Genomic DNA, 23,134 nt, shown 5'->3' with positions numbered 1-23,134 from the left:
CTTGAAAATTTTGACCGATTATTTTTTGATCAATTTGTTATGTAATAAATGTCAGAACTCGTGGTAGCGATGGGTCAATTGAAAAATTGTAATATTTCTTAAAAACAATGTATTTAATTGGAGAAAAGTCATCAAAAGGTGTTACGCTATGGGCAGAAATTGGTTGACTAGCACAAATATTAAGAAAGCACCAAGAACATAAAAACTTCTAGTTCAAACTAGACAATCACTATCCAAGTTGTATAATGTACTTGTAAGCGTTATCAGAATCTAATTCCTATTTTGGGGGCGTTATTTATGGTCAAAAGTAAAGCAATTATGATTGGTGCCGGGCTATCGAACATGGCCGCGGCGGTCTACTTGATTCAAGATGGTCATTGGGATGGTAAGGACATCACATTCTATGGTGTGGATATGCACGGTGCGAACGATGGTGGTGCCACAACTGATTTTACCAATGAGTATTGGAATAAGAATCATCCGATGGAGAACACAACCGGCTACGTTGCTCGCGGCGGTCGGATGTTGAATTACAGGACGTACGTTGACTTAATGGATTTATTGGACCGGATTCCATCGGTAACTGAGCCTGGGATGACGGCAGCCGAAGATACGCGTGATTTTGATGCGAAACATCGGACGTATGATATTGCCCGCTTGATGCAGGGCGGTAAAGGCATTATTAATGCTGGTAAGTTAGGATTCAACAATAAGGATCGGACTTTGCTGACTAAGTTGATTATGATGCCTGATAGTGAAGAAACGAAGCTTGACAACGTTTCGATTGCTGAGTACTTCAAGGATGATCCACACATGTTCCAGACGAATTTCTGGTACATGTGGGAAACAACATTTGCCTTTAGAACGCAAAGCTCTGCTCAAGAACTGCGGCGTTACATGCATCAAATGATTTATGAATTTACACAAATTGAACACTTAGTTGGTGTTAACCGGACACGTTACAATCAATTCGAAAGCATGATTTTGCCATTGATCAAGTACTTGCAAGGGCAAGGCGTGACCTTCATTGATAACAAGATTGTTAAGGACTGGCAATTTAAAGACACGCCAATGCAAGACGAAATTACGGTGACGGGCTTAGTCATTGAGGATGCGCAGACTGGTGAAACAGAAGAAGTCGAAGTTGACGAGGACACCGCGGTGATCTTTACTAACGGTTCGATTACCGATTCTGCAACGATGGGTGATTACAACACGCCCGCACCCGAAAATATTGATTATGGTGTCAGTGCTAGTTTGTGGAAAAAGGCCACTGAGCGGTTCTATAACTTAGGGACGCCAGATAAGTTCTTCAACGATCGGAATGCTAGCGAATGGGTCAGCTTCACGTTGACGACTAAGAACCATTTATTCTTAAATGAAATCGTTCGGATCACCACCCAGGAACCCGGGAATGCGTTGAACTCTTTCTTATCAACTACGCCAATTACGCCGTTGAACCAAAAGGATGTTAATATGTCGATCGTGGTGCACCACCAACCACACTTTACGACACAGCAACCAAACGAAACAGTTCTGTGGGGCTACTTCTTGTATCCACGGCGTCAAGGTGAGTTTGTTAACAAGCCGTATATCAAGATGACGGGTAAGGAAATGGCTCAAGAATTAATCGGCCAACTTTCCAAGGTGGATCCGGGTCCAGGCAATATTAAGGATAAGGAAAAGGAAATCTTGGACAGTATCGTGAACAATATTCCGGTATACATGCCATATGCTTCCGCGCTCTTTAATAACCGGGCTAAGTCTGATCGGCCAGAAGTCTTACCAAAGCACTCGACGAACTTAGCCTTTACGGGTGAATTTGCGGAACAGCCATACCAGATGATCTTCACGGAACAGAGTGCGGTCCGCTCTGGTGAGATTGCCGCTTATCACTTTGCTGGGGTCCCAATGGATAACTTGGTCAAGACACCACGTTACGATAAGGATCCAAAGACCTTGTTAAAGGCAACTAAGAAGATGTTTGATTAATTAAATGCTTGTCTGTCAGTGGTTAATACTGATGATGGCATAACAAAAAAACGTTCTCCATGAAAGGTGACTTTCATGGGGGCGTTTTAATTTGCACAGTGATTGCTAGTAATGGCCGTCAAAACGCTAGCTTAACTTAGATCAAATTTCTAGCTAATCGGCCTACTCATTATTTTCTACGAAATTGATCAAATTTTGGCAGGTATTCTAAGCGTCAATTTTGGTGTAGCATGTTTAATAGTGATTTTGACCGTACTGTGCTTTTTGATTACAGTCTTAGGTGTCTTTTTAGGGCCCTTCTGGGTGGCCTTTTTGATTAATTTTGGTGCTACTTTCTTAGCTTTCGTTAGGCTAACGTTGGGGTGTTTAGTTTCGCTTTGACGGGACTAACAAAGGCGATTGCCCGATTGGCGGCAAAGTGAATTGTATTCAAAGTCGTGGTGGCTTTCGCATGCATCGTGATGGCGGGGAAGTGAGTCACTTTAGTGAGTGCATGGGTAGTGGCTTTTGGGGTTACCGTGGCGGCATTAGCCGTGGTGGTCATGGCAAATGGGCTGGCATCCAATGGTAATGCCAAAGCAAGTGTTGCAACGACTGATGTTAATTTTTTTATTTCAAAATCCCCTTTAAAGTGAATCTTTTTTGATTCGCGGATAGTTTAGCACCTGGGCTGTTTGACAACAATCGTAATATCAATAAAATTATCAAAAAGTGCCGAGATTTAATCGTAATAATTAAAGGCCTGATAACAAACGAACTGTGATGCAAGATAACTGTAAGACCACTAAAAATTGTCGTTAATTAAAGAACTAACGTTCGCATCTAGTAGGGAAGTTATGGTATGCTAGAACGGTATTTTTTACTGAAAGGGGTGGACGGCATTGCCGGCAGCAACAACTTTAATAACCCCCGCTGAAAATCGTTTCTTTCTGTTAAGTGAACGAGCTCGACGGCGGACCACGCTCCAACAAATTAGTGCGTTATTACGCGCACACGTAACGGTAAAGGCTGACAGCGATTTCTTGAAACCGACTGTGCGTAATTTGATCTTACAAGATCATGGCCAATGGCTGACTGACTGTAGTCATGAGTGGCAACTTTTGGCGAGCTTGCCGTACGTTGTTAATCCGAATGAAAGCCGACAAGCATGGCATCATTGCGAATTGTGTCATAAGCCGGTTCGTTATGAGTACCATGTTCAAAACAAGCATAATCATCGTGAGTTGATTGTCGGTTCTGAATGCGTCAAAAAGTTCATGAACGCCGAAACGCGTTACTTGATGGTGATTACGACAGAAGATAACTTTTATGCGGTGGCCCAGTATCAGACACTGACTACCGCTGTACCAACAGTACCAACAATCATGTTTGCCCAGCCATGGCTACCGCAATTACCAGCTGAGCAAGCCCCCCAAGCGCGCAAGTTGCGACAAACAACGACCCAAACCGTCACGACGTACCTAAAACGTCGTACCAAGCAACTACCATTACAGGAACTAAAGCCCGCTGAACAAACCTATCAGTGGTTAGTCCATGATGAACAAGCTGTGATCGAAGCGGCTGAGCAGGCGGCACGTCAAGCAATTGTGGCCAATCAACAACAACGCCAGGCACAAGCGCAGCAAAGTGCTGTGAAGGCCGAGCAAACCTTGCGCCAGAGTCACGCCTATCAACGTTATTTACAGCGGCTGGCGGCCATTATCGTGATGCGTCCGGAGCGACCAATGGCGAAACAACAGTTTGAAAAAGTTACGCCACCAGCGACCGAACGCCCTTTGGTGAACTCTTATCAATTCGGGCAAATGGTGACTGAATATCGACAGACTGGAAAGATTCAAGTTCGGCGCCTAGCCATGCTTGATCATCGGTTCGTTGCCGCACTTAATCAGGTGACTCAACAGTTAGATGAACAACAAACGACGCGTTTTTATGACGATGTCTTCAATAGTTGTTGGGGCTGGCAGTATCATCAGCAGGTGACCCAACGTGCGGATTGGGAGCACTTATTGACGACCCGGTGGGGCCAATCATTGTCGCTGGCTTGGTTTGAACAATTAGCCACGCAAACGACGAGGTTACAAATTCAACAGTGGCTTGCGGACAATGCGGATGCCGGTATGCAAGCAGCACTACAGCAACGTTTAGCTGCGCATGAAGACCGCCAACCGATTGCCCGTGATCGGATGACTAGATCGGAACTGCGCCAGTTTTGTTTGCGTGAACAACCCGCTGCGCCGACATTAGAAGCATTTGAACAGGTCTTTGACCAACAGTATCAATTGCCCGTCGACCGGCAAGCAACGGCCCATGAAACGTTGGCTTATTATTATATTGCGCGTCAATATCAAGGTGACCATCAGCGTGCGTTACAACAACTGAATTGGTTATTGAAAGCCTAAATGTTTCACGTGAAACAAAAACGGCCACTGATTTTAATTTTCAGTGGCCGTTTTGAATTCAGTCGATGATGTTATTAACTATTAATGACGCTGTGGTAGCGAGCGGCCGCAAATTCATACAGCGGCCGGTTGAGTGGTGTGACCTCAACGGCTTCTTCAAATGGTGCCGTAACCATGGTGTCGTCAGCGTTCTTAGCGAGTTTGACGGCCCAAGTTGGATCATAAAGTAATTGTTGGCCCACTGCGACAAGTTCGGCAGTTTGTAACACAGTTTTGACATCGTCGCGGGTCCGGACGCCGCCAACACCAACTAGCGGCAATTTACCTTGTAACGCTTCGTGCACATAGGTCATGATGGATTTATCTTGATACTGCGAGTCTCGTGAAACACGATCATAGTTGTTGAGTGAGACATGAACGTAATCTAACCGACTTTCCCGTAGTTGTGAGAGTAGCCAAAGGGTATCTTCAAACCGAATACCTGGTTTTTCGAATTCTTCTGGTGAGAAGCGATAGCCAACGATGAAGGGCCGGTCAGCATATTGATCTACGGCTGCAAAGACGGCTTTTAATAATTCGTCAATAAAACGGAACCGCGCTTGTGGTGTGTGACCACCATATTCATCCGTGCGGCGATTACTATGTGGTGAGAAGAACTGTTGGATCAAGTAAGTATTAGCACCGTGTAATTCAATCCCATCGAAGCCGGCTTGAATCGCACGACGAGTCGCTTCGCCGAATGCCGCAATTGTTGCGTGGATCTCATCAATCGACATTGCGCGTGGGGTTTCCGCATCGTCACGCAGGGCCGCAACGGCACTAGCAGAGACAATCTGTTCGCCATTTAGGACGTCTCGGTGCGTCATCCGACCGGCGTGAAAAATCTGAACGATGGCCTTGGCGCCTTGACTTTGAATACCATGAGCAAGTCCACTTAGACCGGGTAGCATACTGTCATGAGCGATGCTAAGTTCGCCATGCCACCCCTTACCAAGGTCTTCAACGTTGGCCGCCCCCGTAATCACGGCACCTAAGCCAGCGGCCCTTTGTGTGTAGTAGTTGATTTCGTCATGGGTGATACTACCGTTGTAAAAGCTTTGAGTGGTCGTCATCGGCGACATCATTAGGCGGTTGCGTAAAGTGACACCAGATTTGAATTTGAGTGGTTCGTTAAAACTAGTCACAATAAAACATCCTTTCGAGTCAGTTATACTTACTTTTTGTAAGGCTTAACTTCAGTTTAGCCGTTAAAATTGGGTTTATCAATTTTAAAGTCGCCGTTTTAAGTCGGCTTTGGCATAATGGTGTGAGCTGAATAGAATAATGGTCTCGTGACCATGAAAGATAAGGTTAGAGATAAATAAAATACCTTTGTCGACGTTAAACCGGTCGGCAAAGGTATTTTGAAATGTTATTCAAGGATAGTACGAAAGACTAGTCATAACTTGTCGTGGCAACATTTAAGCTTTAAACGGATTCCAGAAACGCCCACCGTTGACCTTAAAGAGGGCGATGCCGAGGATGATCAGCAGAGCAACTAGCGTTAACGCGAGATAGTCGTTACGTTTGAAACGTTGGGCCATGTACCAGCTGCGCCGTTTGCCCTTGCCAAAACGCCGCAATTCCATCGCCTGACTGATGGTTTCGATTCGATCTAAACTTGAAAAAATCAGGGGAAGTAGAATCTGAATACCACCGCGAATGCGGGTCATAAAATGCGCCTTTTTCGACATTTCAAAGCCCCGAGCCTGTTGTGCAAGGCTGATAGTGCGGTAATCAGCTTGAACGTCTGGAATGTAACGCAACGCGATCGCTACCGAATAACTGATGCGATAAGAAATGCCAATCTTATTGAGACTCGCAGCAAATTCACTAGGATTAGTCGTCATTAGGAAAATCAAGGCGAGTGGCACGGCAAAAGTGTACTTCAATAGCAAGTTAAATTCGTAAAAGAGCTGTTCGGCCGTCAAGTTAAAATAATGATCAGAAGATCCTAGCAGTAAGTGTTCGGTGCCATAAATCGAGACGCCATAATGGGGCGCAAAGACGTATACCATCACTAAGTTTAGAACGGAAAAGCCAATAATGACGTTAAGTACGAACGCAATATCGCGATAGTGAATTTTTGAAAAGCGGAACAGAATCAGTGAGAAAAGCATTACACCGATTAGATAGCGCGTGTCATAGGTCATCATCCCAATAACTGATAAGCCAACAAAGCAGAGCAGTTTCGTACTGCCACTGAGTCGGTTTAAAAAGGTATGGCGGTCGTTGTACCCAATCAATAATTCATGTTGCATCTAACGCGCCTCCCGTTCAGCTTGGACGAATTTGGCGACGAATTCCGTCGGGTCCAATTGGTGTTCTTCCGCCAGGGTGTATAAACTTGTCTTAGCTAAGGAAGCTTGCTGAATAACGGATGCATTGGTCAACACATCGGCTGGGCGAGCATCCATCAAAATGTTGCCGTGGCCCAAGACAATCGTGCGATCCGTGTATTCTAACATTAGGTGCATATCATGCGTGATCAACATAATCGTCATGTGTTGCTCCTGATTGATCTTAGTTAAGAAGGTCATCATTTCAGTATAGTGTTGCAAGTCTTGGCCCGCGGTTGGTTCATCCAGAATCAGCATGGCCGGTTCTAAGACGAGAATAGCCGCAATCGTGACGCGTTTTTTTTGACCAAAACTGAGCGCAGAAATAGGCCAGTGGCGAAACTCATAGAGACCACAGACCTTCAGGACGGCCTGGACACGGCGCTTTACTTCATCGTCAGTGACACCTCGGAGGATCAAACCGGCAGCAACCTCATCATAAATCATCGTTTTAGAAATCATTTGATTAGGGTCTTGAAGAATATAGCCAATCTGGTCAGCTCGTTCTTTGACTGATTGGTCAGCTAACGAATGGCCATTAAACTGCATTTCACCGGATTGCGGGGTCAAGAATCCGGTGATCAGATTACTTAACGTTGACTTACCAGTCCCGTTTTGACCCACGAGGCTGATCATCTCACCTCGATAGAGTGTAAGGGTGACATCATTAATAATCGGTTTAGTGGGCTCATAACCAAATGTTAGGTGTTTAATTGCAAGTAACGGTTGATTATGAACGACGGGTGTTTGTAATTCAACACCTGCCGTCCAGTGTTGCAATGTAGTGGTGAGATCGGGCACTTGTAAGGTTTGGAGGTTATCTAAATGTTGGCAGGTCGCTAGATCAACACCGGCTAGTTTGAGCGCGGAAAGATATAGCGGTTCGCGTAGGCCTAATTGGGTCATGAGTGATTGCCTTAGAATCGTTTCGGGCCGGTCGTTAGCCACAATCGTCCCGTCTTGCATGACGATCAGTCGGTCGATCGGTTGTTGTAAGACATCCTCAATACGGTGCTCAATAATGATAACGGTTAGTTCTTGCGTGTGAGTGAGCTGATCAATCAGTGCCATCGAGGCTTTACCCGATGCCGGATCAAGACTCGCTAACGGTTCATCAAACAGTAGAATTTTACTATTGTCAATCAGGACACCGGCCATGGCAACCCGTTGTTTTTGCCCCCCAGATAATTCTTGTGGCCGATGAGTCAACAAATTTTGGAGATCGAGGGTTTGAGCCCATTGCTGGGTTGCTTGTCGCATGACCGGCTGTGATTGTTGATCATTTTCGAGTGAAAAAGCCATATCCTCAACTACGGTTAGCCCCACGAATTGGCTATCGGGATCTTGAAGCACGGTGCCGACGTCTTGGGATAACGTAAAAATTGAACTTTCAGTAACTGTTTGTCCAGCGATGGTTGCCTGACCTGTCACTGTTCCTGGGTAGGATTGTGGAATTAGGCCGTTCAGACAGCGCCCTAATGTGGATTTACCAGAACCAGACGGCCCCGCAATCAACACCTTTTCCCCCGGATAAATCTCGAGATTAATATCGCGTAAGGTCGGTTCCGTTTGGCTATTATATTGAAATGAGAAATTTTTAAAGCTAATAATAGGTGCGCTCATGTTATTAACGTTCCTTTTTTAAGCTTCCGCGTTGGGTCCGTGTCCGGGCATACAGGACTAGCAGAATGGTCCCAATGATGGCAACTGAGATGGAATCGGCGATCCAAGTAATGACACCTTGAAGGTAAACTTTGTTGGCCGGTTCATGATAAATAATAATATCACCAGTTGGTGCTAAAAGTACCCAACCAATAAAGTTGACGATGATTTGGTAAATATTAAACCAGACTAATTTTGCCGTTCCTAATACACCATTTTCAATTTTGAGTCGATTCTTGGCTAGTCCGAAAGCGACCCCAATCAGACCATCAACGATGACCCAGGTCCACCAAGGTGAGCCGTAAGTCACAAAGTCGTTCAAGGCATGGCCGATAAAGACGGCCAAACCAGCAGCGACCGGTCCAAAAATTGCGCCTAATAAGGCCAAGAAGCCCATAGCAACGTTAACTTGGGTATTCGGGACACCTGTTGGGATAGCAACGAACTTCATGAGAACGAAGATAACGGCGGCACCGATCCCAGTGGCCACGACGGTACGAATTGAATTAGATTGCTTGTTTTGCATGGTATAACACTCCTTAAATATTGAGAATGAATAAGTTCTAATAACCGTTGATAAAAGATCAAATCGGTTAATTCAGATTAATAAGGGAACAAAAAACGCGCCTAAAAGCGAATGCTTTCTAGGACGCGTTTGCGTGTTACCACCGAGATTTTCCCCATGCGGGACTCATCATGATTGTAACGAATCGCTCCGACTGGGATGGCCCAGCAGCTTCTTCAAGACCATCTTCAACTAATCACGTCATCGTTTTGCACCGAGGAACACGACTCTCTAAGCACGTTAGTTAGACTACTCATCTTGTCACAGCTTTTTTTAATCTGAATTTAACTATTAAAGCATACGCCAAAGTTGATAGCGGTGCAAGTAAAACCGAACGAGTGAAGCCGGTTACATCTTAAATAAACGGAAAATCAAGATAATAATAGTAACATTCTGGTCTTGTCACCTTGGTTATTCGGGTCTTTAAGCTAAAATAAGCACGGATAGTCAGTCAGAATGGTTGTTAATTAAACAAAGCCAATAAAAGTATATACAAATGATTTCCTTTAGCTACTAAAAGGGGTAAACTAGTTGACAAGACCAAATGATAAAAGGGATGTGAGAAATTTGGCTTATAAATATGAAACGATTGCGGATAGTCTGCGTCAAGATATTAAATCCGGTAAATATACGCCGGGTGAACTGATGCCTGATCAGAATAAATTGGCTGAGACTTTTGATACGACAAGAATTACGATCCATAAAGCCATTCAATTACTAATTATCGAAGGAATGGTTTACTCAAAGCGTGGTGCTGGGACCTTTGTTCGTAAAGATTTCGGTTTAACTGAACGGCGCCAGGAAACGTTAGTAGATCGGCCACTTGGGACGACACAAACTAATGCGGGTAAAAAAGTAACGAGTAAGGTGCTTGAATTACAGGCCCGCTTGCCAACTAAGCGAGAAGCTGAACAATTATTAATTGATGAAATGGATCCAGTTTATGTCATTCGCCGGACGCGGTACGTTGAGGGTAAAGTTTGGGCTTATGAACATACGATTATGCCAACTAGTATTGTGACACTGACAAAACAAGTTTTAGAGGGGTCCGTCTATGGCTACTTAGAAAAAAATAGTGGTAAGAAAATTGCGGGCTCACATCGAATCATTTCGGCATCGCGAGTCACAGCTGATGATGTAGCCGCAATGGGTGCGACTTTAAACGATCCTGTGTTAGTTATCAATCAAATTAGTTATATGGATGATGGTCAGCCCTTTGAAGTCTCTGAATCACATTTTCCGTATGAGACAAGTACGGTCGTGGCAGATGTTCAAATACATTAAAGTAATCGGTAACCGCGTTAATAAGTGGCTACCGATTTTTTGGTGGGAATTAGCTAATGGAGTTGCATTTAAGAAAACGGTGGCCCATAATTAAATTAATAGAGAAAGAAAGCGCTTTTATAAACTAATGATTTTTTTGGGGGATAAGATTATGCCAGCTAATTTTTATCAACGATTAATTGATAAGTATGAACCAATGACGGAAGCGGCTTTTTTAGTCTTGGTCAGCGTTCGCCAGCCGATTACCAGTGAAGCTATTCCGCAAAAGATTGCCGAAATGACGAATAATCAGCTACAGTTGGGCTTAGGAACCTTATTTACGAACTTGCATGCTATGACGAAAGATTATTTGATGACAGAGCGGGTCGACGAAAATGATGTCCATACTTATGAAATTACGGGGAGTGGCGAATCAGTTTTAGCAGCCGAGCGAAAACGACTGCAATTATTGAATCAAATTTGTGAGCAGGCGGGATTGTAGCGGGTTACGGGTTAATTTAACGGGGAAGTGAGTATATGTGGCGATATCAAATGGCGGTTAAGGGCTCAGAGCAGGAATTGCGATGGCTCAATCAACAGGCAAAACGGGGGCAATTACTGCGGCATATCAGGGGGAACTGGTATCAATTTCAAAAAACGACGACGCAGTATCAAGTCTTTAGTGAATATGTTAGTGGTGCCGTTGCAACTGAAATTGATGACCAGCACACACCGTTCAAATTGTTAGCGCAGCTACAATTGACGAAGCCCGCCGTACAGGTGATTTATACGGGCACGGCTCAGGCTGGTTTGCAGGGGACGCGAGTGGATCACCAAGACGCGCCGTTGCAGCTGAAAATTGCACTGGCGCAACGAGGACATTTGTTAAATGTCATGAATATCAGGCTAGTGGTTGGCCTGATACTGGCTGTGATCGTGATTGGCCTGAACGTGAGTGATAACGTGGCCAGTTGGGGAATGTTTGTATGGCTGATTTTTACCTTCTATCCCGCGTGGCAAGCGAGTCGGATTCATAAGCAGGCGAACGCGCTACGAGTTATTACGCAACAGTATGATGATGCTTGGCGGCCAACAATGCATGTTTTCTTGAAAAATATGTCTGCCGAGCTGGATACAGAAAAAGTAACTAGTCTGGGGGCGTGGGTTTACGTGGGTCAAGATCATCACGGGATGTATTGGTATGACTTGAAGACGCTGGCAAGTGCAACTGAAATTAAACAATCGCTACAGCCCGTCGTGGGAGATAGCGTTTCTATATCGATTGTTAGTTGGCTTGGATTAGCACCGATTGGGTTTATTTAATTTAAAAATGGAAGTGGTTGGTATGTGGCGGCATCGGTTTTTAATAAAGGGTTCCGAACAGGAATTAGCGTGGTTAAATGCACAAGCTAATCGTCGGTATTTATTAACGGCCATTCGGGGTAATTGGTATCAATTCAAAAAAGTTGCAACGCGTTATCGTATTTTTACTGAGTATGTACCACAAGCCGTTGTGGCGGATCTGAATAAACATAATAGTGCGTTTAAAGTATTAGCCAAAGTACAAGTACAAGAGCCAGATATCCAGATTGTGTATACTGGTAGTGACCAACCGGCACTACAACAAACGACCGTGACGTCCGGTGATCCCAAGGTTCGGTTACAAGTTGCATTACACCTACGTGATCAAGCAATGAACACAATTAACGTGAGTCTTTATGCGGGGGTCTTCGTGTGGGGACTGTTCTTGATTTTAATACTTCGGCAAGGTAATACGGACTTAATAGGCGTATGGATATTATTCTTACTGATCGGTATCTTGGCTGTACTAGGGTTGTATCGGACGGCTAATAATTTACAGAAACAGATTAGTCAATTACGGCGAGACACAGAACAGTATGATGGGGCTTGGTTGCCAACAATGCACGTCTTTGTGAAAGGTCTGTCTGCGGAACTCGATACTGAAGTGCCAACGTTAAAATCATTAGGGCGCTGGACGCTGGTTGGCCATAATAAGCAAGGGTTATATTGGTATGATTTACAGACACTGGCCACGACATCAGAAATTAAACAAGCCCTACAACCATTTGTTTCGACCGATACTAGTGTTGATGTGCTTAGTTGGCTGGGACTTGCGCCGGTGGGCTGGTTTATTTAACTGTTTAAAATCGTTTGTAAAATTAACGTATAAAGCGTTAGACTGTATGAAGGCTAACGCTATTTTGTGTCAACATGGTCAAAGATAATGTAAATGATAAAAAGTGACATATAATCGTAATAGTAGTATTCTAAATAAAAGACAAAGCTGGAATAGGTGGAGTGCACGCAAATCATTTAGATAATATGGTTTAATACGCATATTTCACTATAAAAAATTTTTTATTTATCACAAATATTTCATATAATCGGGTTAAATTATATAGTATAAGCTCGGTTGTGCTGAAAATAATCGGACTGATTACGTAGAAAGCTTAGTGAGGTGATTTTGATGCGACTTAAGGATTTAACGGGTGAGACTTTCAGCCGTTTGACCGTTATCGAACGGGCTGAAAGTGCGCCGAATGGTAATGCACGGTGGTTGTGTCAGTGTTCATGTGGACGACAAGTAGTTGTCGATAGTTATCGGTTACGGAAAGGGATCACGAAGAGCTGCGGTTGTTTACGGGCAGATGTTAGTCGAAAGAATATTTTTGAAAATCCGCAAACCCGTAAAAACATGGGACGTAGTGATAATTTGCCACTTTATCAAGGAACTTCGGTCGATCGATTGAAACCGAATAGCCGGAATCGGAGCGGGGTCATTGGGGTTTCCTTTGACCGGTGCTCACAGAAGTGGGTCGCACGGTTAATGTATCGGGGCCGCTTAGTTTTGAATCAGCAGTTTGCTGACATGGATGACGCCATCATGGCTCGCAAACAGGCAGAACAGCGCTATGTGATGCCAGTGTTAGAGGAATATGCTAAAACAAGCGCGGATTAAGTCGCGTACATAAAAAAGCCCGCCGAAAAAACTGGCGGGCTTTTTTGTTTATTACCCGGGAAATAATTAAAGCATTATGGATAAAGTGAAGATTAATCAGTTGTGTTTGTTAGGCAAACTAGTTAGACTAAACAAGCAATTTAAATCAGAACGGAGGATTTTGAATCATGGAAATGGGTTTAGCAGGAAAAACAGTGTTAGTCACTGGCTCAACGAAGGGGATTGGTCGCGCCATTGCCGTGGCTTTTGCTAAGGAAGGTGCCGACGTAATCATCAATGGTCGACGTGCGGATACTGTGCAAGCCGTTGTCAATGAGTTAGCTACGGCTTATCCGGCAACAAATCCGATGGCCGCACCGTATGATATTAGTGATCCGCAGCAAGCCGATGAAATGTTTCAACAAATTCCAACGGTTGACGTACTGGTCAACAATATGGGAATCTTTGGCCCAATGGCTTATGATGAGATCGATGATGCGACTTGGGAGCGTTTCTTTAAAGTGAATGTGTTATCTGGCAATCGGTTGGCGAAACATTATTTACCAGCCATGTTGGCCCAAGATTTTGGTCGGATTATCTTTATTGCGAGTGAAGAAGCAGTTATGCCATCGGGTGAAATGCCACAATATTCGATGACTAAATCGATGAACCTTTCTTTGGCAAAGAGTCTGTCGAAGCTAACAGTTGGTAGCCATGTAACTGTTAATACGGTCATGCCGGGGTCAACATTGACTGAAGGCGTTCAGTCAATGTTGGACGAGATGTATGCTGATTCGGAGTTGCCAAGGGATCAGTGGGAACATGATTTCATGGTCAACCACCGGCCGTTATCACAAATCCAACGTTTAATTCGTCCGGAAGAAATCGGCCGCTTAGCTGTATTTGTTGCTAGTCCGTTTGCCAGCAGCTTTTCTGGTGAAGCATTACGTGCGGATGGTGGCTTAGTGCCAACTATATTCTAGTAAATAATTATGACCAAGCACGACTTGAACTTAGCTTGGGTAGGGCGCGAGTCACACTAAAAAACGAATCTGGGACAAAACTAATTGTGCGCAGTTTCTTGAGAAGAAGTTTTTTCTTAAGAAACTGCGCACAATTTTTCTGTCAATATTGTCGAAACAGGCGCAAAAGGTTGCTGCTTCCGCGCTCGTTTTTTAGTCTATCGTGAGGGTGCCTGAAAATTAGCAACTTTTAAAGCGGTAATTGGACATTAAATGTAAGTGGGTAGCGATTCTTAGGTGACACAACTAGCACGAGAGATTGATGAAGAAGGGTTAAGTGAGCCCTTTTAAAGAAATATTTTTTATTGACCAGCTAGTCATTGACTTGCTAGTCAATAGCGCCTATGATAGCGATATCAATAAAAAGGACGTCCTAAGTTGGTAGCTATTGTTAGGAATGGGAGTGTGTTATATGAATAATGAGCCATTATTAAAAATTACACATTTACAGAAAAAATTTGGAAAATTCCAAGCACTCAAAGATATTAACTTTGAGATTAATGCTGGGGAGGTATTTGGATTTATTGGACCAAACGGCGCTGGTAAGTCGACGACGATTCGAATACTACTTGGAATTTTAAAGGCAAGCGCTGGTCAGGCAACAATCTTTGGACAGGAGGTTTGGCAGGATAGTGTTGCGATTCATAAACGGATTGCTTACGTGCCAGGGGATGTTTACCTATGGCCGAATTTGAGCGGAGGTGAGATCATTGATTTATTCTTAAAATTAAATGGTGGTCAGCACACTGCTAAAACAGATGCTCTGGTTAAGCGCTTCAAATTAGATCCGCGTAAAAAGGCTCGTACTTATTCTAAAGGAAATCGACAAAAAGTTGCGTTGATTGCGGCATTTTCAAAGGAGGCTGATTTTTATATCTTTGATGAACCGACATCAGGCTTGGACCCGTTAAATGAGCAGACTTTCCAAACCGAAGTTCTTGCCTTAAAGCAACAAGGCAAGAGTGTTTTGCTATCCAGCCATATTCTCTCAGAAGTAGAAAAAATGTGTGATCGTATTGGAATTATTCGAGAAGGTCAAATCGTTGAGACGGGGACCCTGGCTGAAATGCGACATTTGACCCGAACCACTGTTGATGTGCAAACCCGACAACCATTAACGGATCTAGCGTCATTAGCAGGTGTCCACGGCGTCACTGAACGTCATGGTGAAAACCATGTCAGCTTAGCAGTTGATGCTGATCAGTTAACGACAGTGGTGCAATATTTAGCTAGTCGCCAACTCTTAACGTTAACGACGACGCCACCAACACTGGAAGACTTGTTTATGCGTTATTATACGACGGATAAACGGACGGTTGAGGGGAAGTGAAACGGATGGCAATGCGATTATTTGCTCGAACTGGATTACTGATTCAGTTTAATCTAAGACGTGATTGGAAAAAATTACTTATCTGGGTTGTTGTATTAACGGGGCTATTCACGGCAATTGCGGCAAAATTTGACGGTATTTATGGGACTCAAACAGCATTAAATGAAATTGTTAAGACACTCAAAATGCCAGCGATGATTTCCCTATTTGGAGCGTTCACGGCCAAGTCTCCTTATACGACTGCCAAAGTATTTGCAACCGAAATGGTGGTTTTTATTGCCATATTCATGATTATTATGAATATTATGGTGGCCGTTGCCACGTCTCGGGGTGATGAAGATGATGGCTTGTTGGAGTTAGTCCGGGCTCATGCTGTTGGTCGGTTGGCTCCACTACTGGCTAGCGCGGTCGAGCTGACCGCGCTGAATGGTTTAGTGGGAATCCTTTTTGGATTAGGGCTGACGGTTGCTAAGTTGCCCGGGGCGACGACCCCAGGTAACTGGTTGATTGGTCTAGGATTAGGTGCACTGGGCTGGGCTTTTGGAATGTTGACATTATTAATTGCCCAAGTCATGAATAGCGCTAGTGGAACGACGATGTTGAGCTATGTGGTGCTGGGGATTATGTATGTCGCACGAATGGGCACGGATGTCAGTCACCCACGATTGACATGGTGGATTCCCTTTGGTTGGATTGAAAAACTAGATGCTTATCAGACAAATCAATGGTTACCAGTTAGCCTGTACTTGCTGGTAGGAATCGGTTGTTTGAGTGTTGCGGCCCTTTTAAATGTTCAACTTGATTTGGGTGCGGGCTTGATCGAGCAACGCCGTGGTCGCCGTCAAGCTAGTCTATTATTGCGTGGTCCGGCAACCTTATTGTGGCGCCAATCGCATGGCTTAATTATTGCATGGCTATTAGGTAACTTTATTCTAGGCGCATCGTATGCTTCGGTATTCAATACAATCGGTGATTTGGCTAAGAGCAACCCGATGATTAAACAATTATTGGGTGCATCGGCTTTAGCAGCAGCTAACCGGATGATTGTTAAAAATTTTATTGCGATTTTGGCTATTGTAATGGTGATTGTTGCCCTGATCCCAGCCCTTCAGTTAATGTTGAAACTAGTTAATGATGAGCAGAAGGGGTATCTTCATCAAGTCTATGCAACGGCAACATCACGGTGGCATGTGTGGGCTAGTTACACTGGATGGTCACTCATAACTGGCATGGCCGTGTTATTAGCTGGTCTCAGCGGCATGTACTTGATGGGCTTAGTTAGCATGAAAGATCCAATCAATTGGATAACGTATTGGCACGTCTTTTGTGCTTATGGACCAGCGATGCTAGTGATGGTAGCGGTGGCGAGTGTCTTAACTGGTTGGCTACCTAAATGGCGCTATGTTGCTTGGGCATGGTTGTTTTATGCCTTTTTCTCATTATATCTCGGTAACTTGATAGATTTGCCGAAGTGGGCCCGTCATTTGACGCCGCTTGGTTTTGTTAATAAGGTTCCAATCAAGTCTTTGGATTGGGTCACTGGTGGCTGGTGTCTAGCATTAACTGTGCTACTATTAGTAATAGCGGCATTGGGTTATCGGCGGCGCGATTTAGCTCAGTAAACGAAAGGAGTGCGTCACATGGCGGTAACGCGATCAGTCCCTAAAGATCCTGCCAAAGTTGAACGGATTATGCAGGCAGCTATGCACGCATTTGCGGCGTATGGGTATCGTGATGCTAAGACGGATGCGATTGCATCTGTGGCATCTGTATCAAAGGGACTAATATTTCATTATTATGGCAGTAAGCAGGGGCTGTACATGGCCACCGTTCAAACGGCAACGGATACGATTATTACCACAATTAATCAGCAGATTTTTGATGTGCCGGATGATTTAGTAACCTTAATGGTTCGAAGCGCTCAGTATAAGGCAGCATTTGGTAAAGACCATCCGGATGAAATGAAAGTTATGATTGAAGCTTATGGTGCTTTGGAGCGATTGCCAGCAAAAATACAAGCACAAATAAAAATTTTGTATGAAAAAGCAATGGCTATTTCCCGGGAAATGATTGGCCGGGTACTTGATAAAATGCCGCTCCGCAAGGATATTGATCGTGAGGCAACAATTGCCTTGATCATGGGAGTCTATAATCAGATTTTTATGGAATTTCAGGCATACATGCGGGAGAACCATGACGTTCAATCGATGGATGATGTCGAATGGGTGGTCAGTCGCGCAAAGGCTTATATGGGGATTTTAGAACATGGCTTTGTTGCGTCTAATTTAAAATCTGAGTAGTAATAATTGAAATAGAGCAGTAGTCTAATGTAAGTTTGGACTATTGCTCTATTCTGATTTGATAGCGGCTATTGATGATCAGGGCTATTCGCTTTTTTCGTTTGAAGACCAAAAATGTGGTAAGTTAGACTTATTAGATGACGGATGAAGTGAGGGATCGGAATGGAATTACATTTAACGGCACGACAAACAGAATTGTGGCAGCGGCTGTTGGCACTGACACGGGGTCAGCTAATGGGGCTTTCAATGCAGATTGAATCGACCGGTCAAGTTGATTCAGGGATGCTTACAACGCTTGCACAACAGTTTGGTTTAGATGATCCGTTGCCGAATGATCGGCTGAGCCAGCGTGTTCTAAGTACGTTGGCCTTGGCACAGAGTTCGGCTGGACTAGCACAGATATTTGCAAGTAACTGGCAGGTTGAAGATGTTGTGTTGACATTTGGAACGCTGCAACAGCGTCAACGGTATTTTACACAACAACGAATTTTTGGGTTGGCGACATTACCATCACAAGTCACAACTAGTAGCACAGTCAAGGCGACACCTGTAACGGCTGGCTGGCGATTAACGGGTACAGTTAAAGCGGTATTGAATGTTGCACAGGCGACCGATTATTTAATCCTAGCACAAACACCTTCGGATGCGATGGGGACTTTTATGGTTACTGCTGATCAGCCAGGCGTCACTGTCGGTAGCCAAGTGATACCGTTGGGCCTGCATGGATTGGCGATGGCTGACATTCAACTTGCTAGTGTACCAGTTACGGCAGCTGAGCAAATTGGTCAATTGGGCCGAGGGCAACTGGTGATGCAGCGTGCGCAAAGTCTGGGGCAGTTATTTGCTGGGGCAATTATAGCGGGAATCTGGCAACATGCAACGGATCAGACGCGTCAATTGACGTTGACAGAGCAACCACCGTTAGCGGAATTGTCACCAGTATTAGCACTCATAGCGGCCTTGCAGACAAGTGTTTTTAATGCGGCTCAGCAAGCGGATGATGAGCGTTCATTTACGAATGCTGCGCAATTGGCGGCTCTGTTTGCTAGCCAGAATGCGCTGACGCCATTCGAAAAGCTGATGCCGCTGATGGGTGAGTTGGCGTATACGCAGCACTCGCCATTAGTTGCGTTGCGAAATGACGTGGCGACGCTACCGTTGATTGTTGGGACAACTGCCCAACTAGCACTGACATTTGCTGCGACGAGTTTGAATGATGAAGATGCTGACGTACCAACAACTGGGGTACGAACGGCACCTGAACACTTGGTTGTGGCCGACTTGCATCGTGTGGTGAAACGTTTGAACTTGACCAAGGATGTGCCAGTCAATGTTGGGAGTATTGCAACAGCTAAGCGAATTGTGGCCTTGGGTCGAGGTGCCATGGAGCCAGCCGTGTTGCTGCAAGCACAACAATTGGCAAAATGGATTGGAGCGGCAATTGCCGTTACTCAGCCGTTGACAGCCATGGAACAATTCAGCATTGAACAACAGATTGGTGCAATGGCAGTGACCGTTGCACCCGAAGTATTGATTAATATTGGGGTCGCTGGTGATGATGATTACTTGGCCGGGATGGCTGGTGCTCAGCACGTCCTTTCCGTTAATGTGGATGAGCAAGCGCCGATTTTTAACCATTCCCAACAAATTTTTGTGGGTGCAGCGGCAGAGTTCTTGGCCGGGATGGTCGCGGCATTAAATTAATAGAAATTTCATAATAGGGCACCTGTAGGTTCGGGGTGGTGGCCTCCAAAAAACACGAAAAAACATGGGTTGTGAGAACACATCGCATATTTTTTCGTGTTTTATTTGGATTGAATACTAGTAGTCATCACTTAATCAGTGAAATAATTAGTGACTACTGTAACTTAAAACGAGTCGTTAGTTTATCCAGAATTGGAATTTTAAATAAGACAATCAAAATAGCTGAGTAACAAATATAGGTAACAATTTCTTGAATAATACGAGTCGTCAGCAAAACTGACCATGGCGTTAAATACATGATGTGTAGCCATAAACTATTCAAAAATAGATTAAGGATAAAAGCCACGATGAAGTTAGCAACCAGAACACGCACTAAGGAAGTTTGGTGGTGAAATGCCAGGCCAAAGATTAGTCCGGTTAAAAATGCGGTCAGGAGAAAGCCAGGAAAAAAAGTAAATTTAGGAAATAGTAACATCCCCAAAAGGTTGGCAAACGCGGCACTGCCCGCCGTAATCCAAGGTGAAAACAAGCGTGCTGTTAAGGCAATGATGATGAAAGCAAAGGAAATTTTAGTTAGCAATAATTGGATTGAAAGTAAGCTACCTAAGATAATTTGCATGGCGATTAGTACGCCAAGTAACGGAATTCGTTTAACTGTGAGTGATGATGTCATAATAGTTGAAGCCCCCCTGAGTGTGTTGAATGTATTTTAGTGTAAATAATGGTGAAATGCTAGGCTTGATTTTGTTAGTTATAGTTAGTATAAAAAATATCATCATGAAAAACGCTATAACTCTTCGTAGCGTTTCATGTGATGATTAATATCTAGCTCCTGTTGGACAGGACTCATAGTTATCGATACAATGTTGATAAAACTTAGCATGGGGGGCGTCTAGATGGCATATATCACGAAGAAAAAGATTGCGAAAGCATTTCATGATGTCGTCTTGACGAAAGGCTTTAGTCGGACGTCCGTGACGGCAATTATGGATACTGCCGATTTTAGGCGGCAAACATTTTATGATTATTTTCAAGATAAATATGAATTATTAACCTGGTTTATTGATGACACATTGGCGGAAACGGTTGAACGTAATCTGAATTATTTGCCTTGGATTGATATTATTAAGCTAGTTTGTTACGAGCTAGATGCCAATCGCCGGTTCTACGCAGAATGTATCAATTCCCAACATGAAATTGATGTGACAGCATTAGTTGGCAATCACTTAGTAGCATTGTTAACTGAATTGATGCAAACGCAAACAGCTGAAACCGCGGCCTTGATTTGGCTGCTGTGTTTAGGGATTGCACAATCATTAACACATAATATAGTGGCTAATCATCCTGAAGATTACGAAACATTGTCACAGGATGCAATTGCCGCAATCGAAATGACACTCAAAATTTTGCGCTAGTTAGGCCAGGCAGACGTTGTAACTGGCTGATTTAAGCCAGTCAACCAAGCAGGATCAGCTAATTTTAGCAGGGTTAGGGACAAGCCGTGCATTCCGTTAGAAGTTAAAAAGGTCCCCACCTTATTAAAGTCAATTTCCAATGCAGCTAAAGTGAGTAACTCATGAACATCATTATTGAACACCATGAGCTCCATTGGTGTTGTACCACCGAGTGAATTAACGAACACCGCGTAATGATCACCAGCATGCCATTGAAAATTAAGATGAAGTTTACTGATTAATTCTTGTGCCAGTAGTTCTGATGACTGGAACGGTTCACGTCGATAGCCAGGCTCACCATGAATACCAATGCCATAGTAAATTTCTCCCGGATTTAAGGCGAACGATACCGCTGCTTGTCCTGGAATATGCGCGCCACTTGCCGCAACACCGATGGTATGAATGTTTGCTACTAATGTGGATGCAAGTTGACTAAGTTCGTTAATGGAGGCGCCTTGAACAGCAGCGGCTCCGAGAATTTTATGAACTAAAATGGTACCAGCGACGCCCCGACGTCGTTGCTTGAGGGACGCATTATCAACTGAAATGTCATCTGCGACAATACATAGTCCGGTTTGCCAGTGTTCTGCTTGTAGTTGTCGTTGAGCAGCAGTGAATGCCGCAACGTCTGCTGGAAAATTCTTAACAATAAAAAAGGCCCGGCGTTGTTGTGTCACTTGCTTAGTAACTTTAATAATTTCTTGTGGTGTGGGTGGTTGAAAGACTTGCCCCATAATGGCGGCTGTCAGCATACCAGCTCCTACATAGCCCCAGTGTGCTGGGTCATGTCCGCTACCCCCGCCAGCGATTAATGGAATTTGATTATCTTGAAAATTGCGGTCATAGCATCCCAATGTATGAGGAACCCATGTTAAATTTGGATAGGCCCATTGAATACCCTGAATAGCTTGATTTAGGGCGTTTTGGGGTTCATTAATGATTTGCATTGAGACACCTTCTTAACGGTCAATTTAACTTTATTATAACGCATCCGAATTAATGGACTAATCGTAAAGTGGCGGACAAAACGAGGAAAGTGTCCATTATTTTTGAAAGCGGATTCATATAGAATGAACTTGTTAATTCGAGAAGGGAAGGACAACAATATGAAAAAAATAATTAATGATCCCAAAGATGTCGTTGACGAGATGGTAGACGGATTAGTACGTTCTTATCCACAGTACCTAACTAAATTACCGGATACAGAAGCAATGGTTCGAAGTGATCAAGCGTCAATGCAAGATAAGGTTGGCATTGTTAGCGGTGGTGGTAGTGGCCATGAACCTGCCCATGCCGGTTTTGTTGGCCCAGGAATGCTTAGTGCAGCCGTGGCAGGGCAAGTTTTCACGTCACCAACGCCAGATCAGATTTACGCTGCTATTAAAGCTGTTGATCAGGGCAAGGGTGTTTTCTTGGTCGTGAAGAACTATTCTGGTGATGTCATGAACTTTGATATGGCTAAGGATATGGCCGAATTAGATGATATTCAAGTCAAATCGATAGTGGTTGATGATGATATTGCTGTTAAGGACAGTTTGTATACTCAGGGTCGGCGGGGGGTTGCGGGAACCGTTTTTATGCACAAGATTCTCGGGGCAGCGGCTGATCAAGGCGCTAGTCTGGATGATTTGGCAAGCTTAGCAAAGCGCGTTTTGCCAAAGATTAAAACCATTGCGGTTGCATTATCCGCGGCCACGGTGCCAGAGGTTGGCAAACCAGGTTTTGAGTTAGCCGATGATGAAATTGAGTTTGGCGTTGGCATTCATAGTGAACCAGGCTATCGGCGCGAAAAAATTAAGCCGTCGAAACAGCTTGTCCAAGAATTGTTAGGTAAATTGGATGATGAGGGAAATCTTCAGTCAGATCACCAATACGCAGTTTTGGTGAATGGAATGGGGGCAACCCCTTTGATGGATCAATATGTTTTTTGTCATGACCTATTAGATGAGTTGGCATTGCGTCAAATTAAACCAGCTTTTATGAAAGTTGGTAATTACATGACTTCTATTGATATGGCTGGCATCTCATTGACGATGTTTGAGATAACTGATCCACAATGGTTAGATTACTTACTGTATCCGGTTAAAACAATTGCGTGGTCATAAG

21 protein-coding genes are annotated in these 23,134 nt (G+C 44.1%); 14 read left to right on the top strand and 7 right to left on the bottom strand.

All coding sequences use genetic code 11. The features are described from left to right. The first annotated feature begins 297 nt into the window (after positions 1-297). Positions 298-1,992 carry an oleate hydratase gene (locus RXV91_RS12465; RefSeq protein WP_316440115.1) on the top strand — a complete coding sequence of 565 codons (1,695 nt, stop codon included), beginning with the start codon at positions 298-300 and terminating at the stop codon, positions 1,990-1,992. A 346-nt stretch (positions 1,993-2,338) separates the two neighbouring features. Here RXV91_RS12465 and RXV91_RS12460 read toward each other — a convergent pair whose 3' ends face one another. After that, entirely contained in the window at positions 2,339-2,569 is a 231-nt protein-coding gene (locus tag RXV91_RS12460) for a hypothetical protein (protein WP_316440114.1), read from the bottom strand. Positions 2,570-2,873: 304 nt separating this feature from the next. Here RXV91_RS12460 and RXV91_RS12455 point away from each other — a divergent pair, with 304 nt between their 5' ends. Then, positions 2,874-4,391 carry a hypothetical protein gene (locus RXV91_RS12455; protein WP_316440113.1) on the top strand — a complete coding sequence of 506 codons (1,518 nt, stop codon included), beginning with the start codon at positions 2,874-2,876 and terminating at the stop codon, positions 4,389-4,391. Positions 4,392-4,465: 74 nt separating this feature from the next. Here the strand turns inward: RXV91_RS12455 and RXV91_RS12450 are convergent, their stop codons facing one another. The 4 genes from RXV91_RS12450 to RXV91_RS12435 form a co-directional block, all read right to left on the bottom strand. After that, a complete protein-coding gene (locus RXV91_RS12450; protein ID WP_316440112.1) occupies positions 4,466-5,575 on the bottom strand; it encodes an NADH-dependent flavin oxidoreductase in 1,110 nt (369 codons plus the stop codon). Between the two features lie 276 nt (positions 5,576-5,851). Then, positions 5,852-6,691, bottom strand: a complete 840-nt coding sequence (locus tag RXV91_RS12445; RefSeq protein WP_316440111.1) for an energy-coupling factor transporter transmembrane component T — start codon at positions 6,689-6,691, stop codon at positions 5,852-5,854. After that, positions 6,692-8,392 carry an ABC transporter ATP-binding protein gene (locus RXV91_RS12440; protein WP_316440110.1) on the bottom strand — a complete coding sequence of 567 codons (1,701 nt, stop codon included), beginning with the start codon at positions 8,390-8,392 and terminating at the stop codon, positions 6,692-6,694. It lies immediately after the preceding gene. Between the two features lie 4 nt (positions 8,393-8,396). After that, positions 8,397-8,957: an ECF-type riboflavin transporter substrate-binding protein gene (locus RXV91_RS12435; protein ID WP_021730442.1), complete on the bottom strand. Its 561-nt coding sequence runs from the start codon at positions 8,955-8,957 to the stop codon at positions 8,397-8,399. 570 nt (positions 8,958-9,527) lie between these two features. Between RXV91_RS12435 and RXV91_RS12430 the strand changes: the two genes are divergently transcribed. The 10 genes from RXV91_RS12430 to RXV91_RS12385 all read left to right on the top strand — a co-directional run bounded on the left by RXV91_RS12430 (position 9,528) and on the right by RXV91_RS12385 (position 19,574). Next, entirely contained in the window at positions 9,528-10,280 is a 753-nt protein-coding gene (locus RXV91_RS12430; protein ID WP_050584241.1) for a GntR family transcriptional regulator, read from the top strand. A 151-nt stretch (positions 10,281-10,431) separates the two neighbouring features. Beyond that, positions 10,432-10,761 carry a helix-turn-helix transcriptional regulator gene (locus RXV91_RS12425; protein ID WP_021730445.1) on the top strand — a complete coding sequence of 110 codons (330 nt, stop codon included), beginning with the start codon at positions 10,432-10,434 and terminating at the stop codon, positions 10,759-10,761. 35 nt (positions 10,762-10,796) lie between these two features. Continuing rightward, a complete protein-coding gene (locus RXV91_RS12420) occupies positions 10,797-11,582 on the top strand; it encodes a hypothetical protein (RefSeq protein ID WP_316440109.1) in 786 nt (261 codons plus the stop codon). Positions 11,583-11,589: 7 nt separating this feature from the next. Continuing rightward, a complete protein-coding gene (locus tag RXV91_RS12415) occupies positions 11,590-12,417 on the top strand; it encodes a hypothetical protein (RefSeq protein ID WP_316440108.1) in 828 nt (275 codons plus the stop codon). Between the two features lie 330 nt (positions 12,418-12,747). Next, positions 12,748-13,239: an alcohol dehydrogenase gene (locus RXV91_RS12410; protein ID WP_316440107.1), complete on the top strand. Its 492-nt coding sequence runs from the start codon at positions 12,748-12,750 to the stop codon at positions 13,237-13,239. 167 nt (positions 13,240-13,406) lie between these two features. Continuing rightward, complete coding sequence (locus RXV91_RS12405) at positions 13,407-14,201, top strand: SDR family NAD(P)-dependent oxidoreductase (protein WP_131509166.1); 795 nt, start codon at positions 13,407-13,409, stop codon at positions 14,199-14,201. A 451-nt stretch (positions 14,202-14,652) separates the two neighbouring features. After that, the gene (locus RXV91_RS12400; RefSeq protein WP_316440106.1) at positions 14,653-15,570 is read left to right on the top strand and encodes an ABC transporter ATP-binding protein; all 918 of its coding nucleotides are present in this window, start codon (positions 14,653-14,655) and stop codon (positions 15,568-15,570) included. A 5-nt stretch (positions 15,571-15,575) separates the two neighbouring features. Beyond that, entirely contained in the window at positions 15,576-17,192 is a 1,617-nt protein-coding gene (locus RXV91_RS12395; RefSeq protein ID WP_316440105.1) for an ABC transporter permease, read from the top strand. 18 nt (positions 17,193-17,210) lie between these two features. Beyond that, positions 17,211-17,870: a TetR/AcrR family transcriptional regulator gene (locus RXV91_RS12390; protein ID WP_316440104.1), complete on the top strand. Its 660-nt coding sequence runs from the start codon at positions 17,211-17,213 to the stop codon at positions 17,868-17,870. 162 nt (positions 17,871-18,032) lie between these two features. Next, positions 18,033-19,574 carry an FAD-binding protein gene (locus RXV91_RS12385; RefSeq protein ID WP_316440103.1) on the top strand — a complete coding sequence of 514 codons (1,542 nt, stop codon included), beginning with the start codon at positions 18,033-18,035 and terminating at the stop codon, positions 19,572-19,574. A gap of 154 nt (positions 19,575-19,728) precedes the next feature. On the opposite strand, the gene RXV91_RS12380 is transcribed toward RXV91_RS12385, so the two are convergent. Beyond that, a complete protein-coding gene (locus RXV91_RS12380; RefSeq protein WP_316440102.1) occupies positions 19,729-20,247 on the bottom strand; it encodes a folate family ECF transporter S component in 519 nt (172 codons plus the stop codon). A gap of 223 nt (positions 20,248-20,470) precedes the next feature. On the opposite strand from RXV91_RS12380, the gene dhaS reads away from it, so the two are divergent. Next, positions 20,471-20,989, top strand: coding sequence for a dihydroxyacetone kinase transcriptional activator DhaS (gene dhaS / locus RXV91_RS12375; protein ID WP_316440101.1), 519 nt, complete (start codon positions 20,471-20,473; stop codon positions 20,987-20,989). Here dhaS and dhaQ read toward each other — a convergent pair. After that, entirely contained in the window at positions 20,986-21,975 is a 990-nt protein-coding gene (gene dhaQ / locus RXV91_RS12370) for a DhaKLM operon coactivator DhaQ (RefSeq protein ID WP_316440100.1), read from the bottom strand. The genes dhaS and dhaQ overlap by 4 nt on opposite strands. A 159-nt stretch (positions 21,976-22,134) precedes the next feature. On the opposite strand from dhaQ, the gene dhaK reads away from it, so the two are divergent. Next, positions 22,135-23,133, top strand: coding sequence for a dihydroxyacetone kinase subunit DhaK (gene dhaK / locus RXV91_RS12365; protein ID WP_316440099.1), 999 nt, complete (start codon positions 22,135-22,137; stop codon positions 23,131-23,133). Position 23,134 lies beyond the last annotated feature (1 nt).

This window comes from Lactiplantibacillus sp. DA1, assembly GCF_032681335.1.
Taxonomy (GTDB): domain Bacteria; phylum Bacillota; class Bacilli; order Lactobacillales; family Lactobacillaceae; genus Lactiplantibacillus.
Note: the sequence above shows the minus strand (reverse complement) of the source record. Positions and strands in the feature narration are given on the sequence as shown.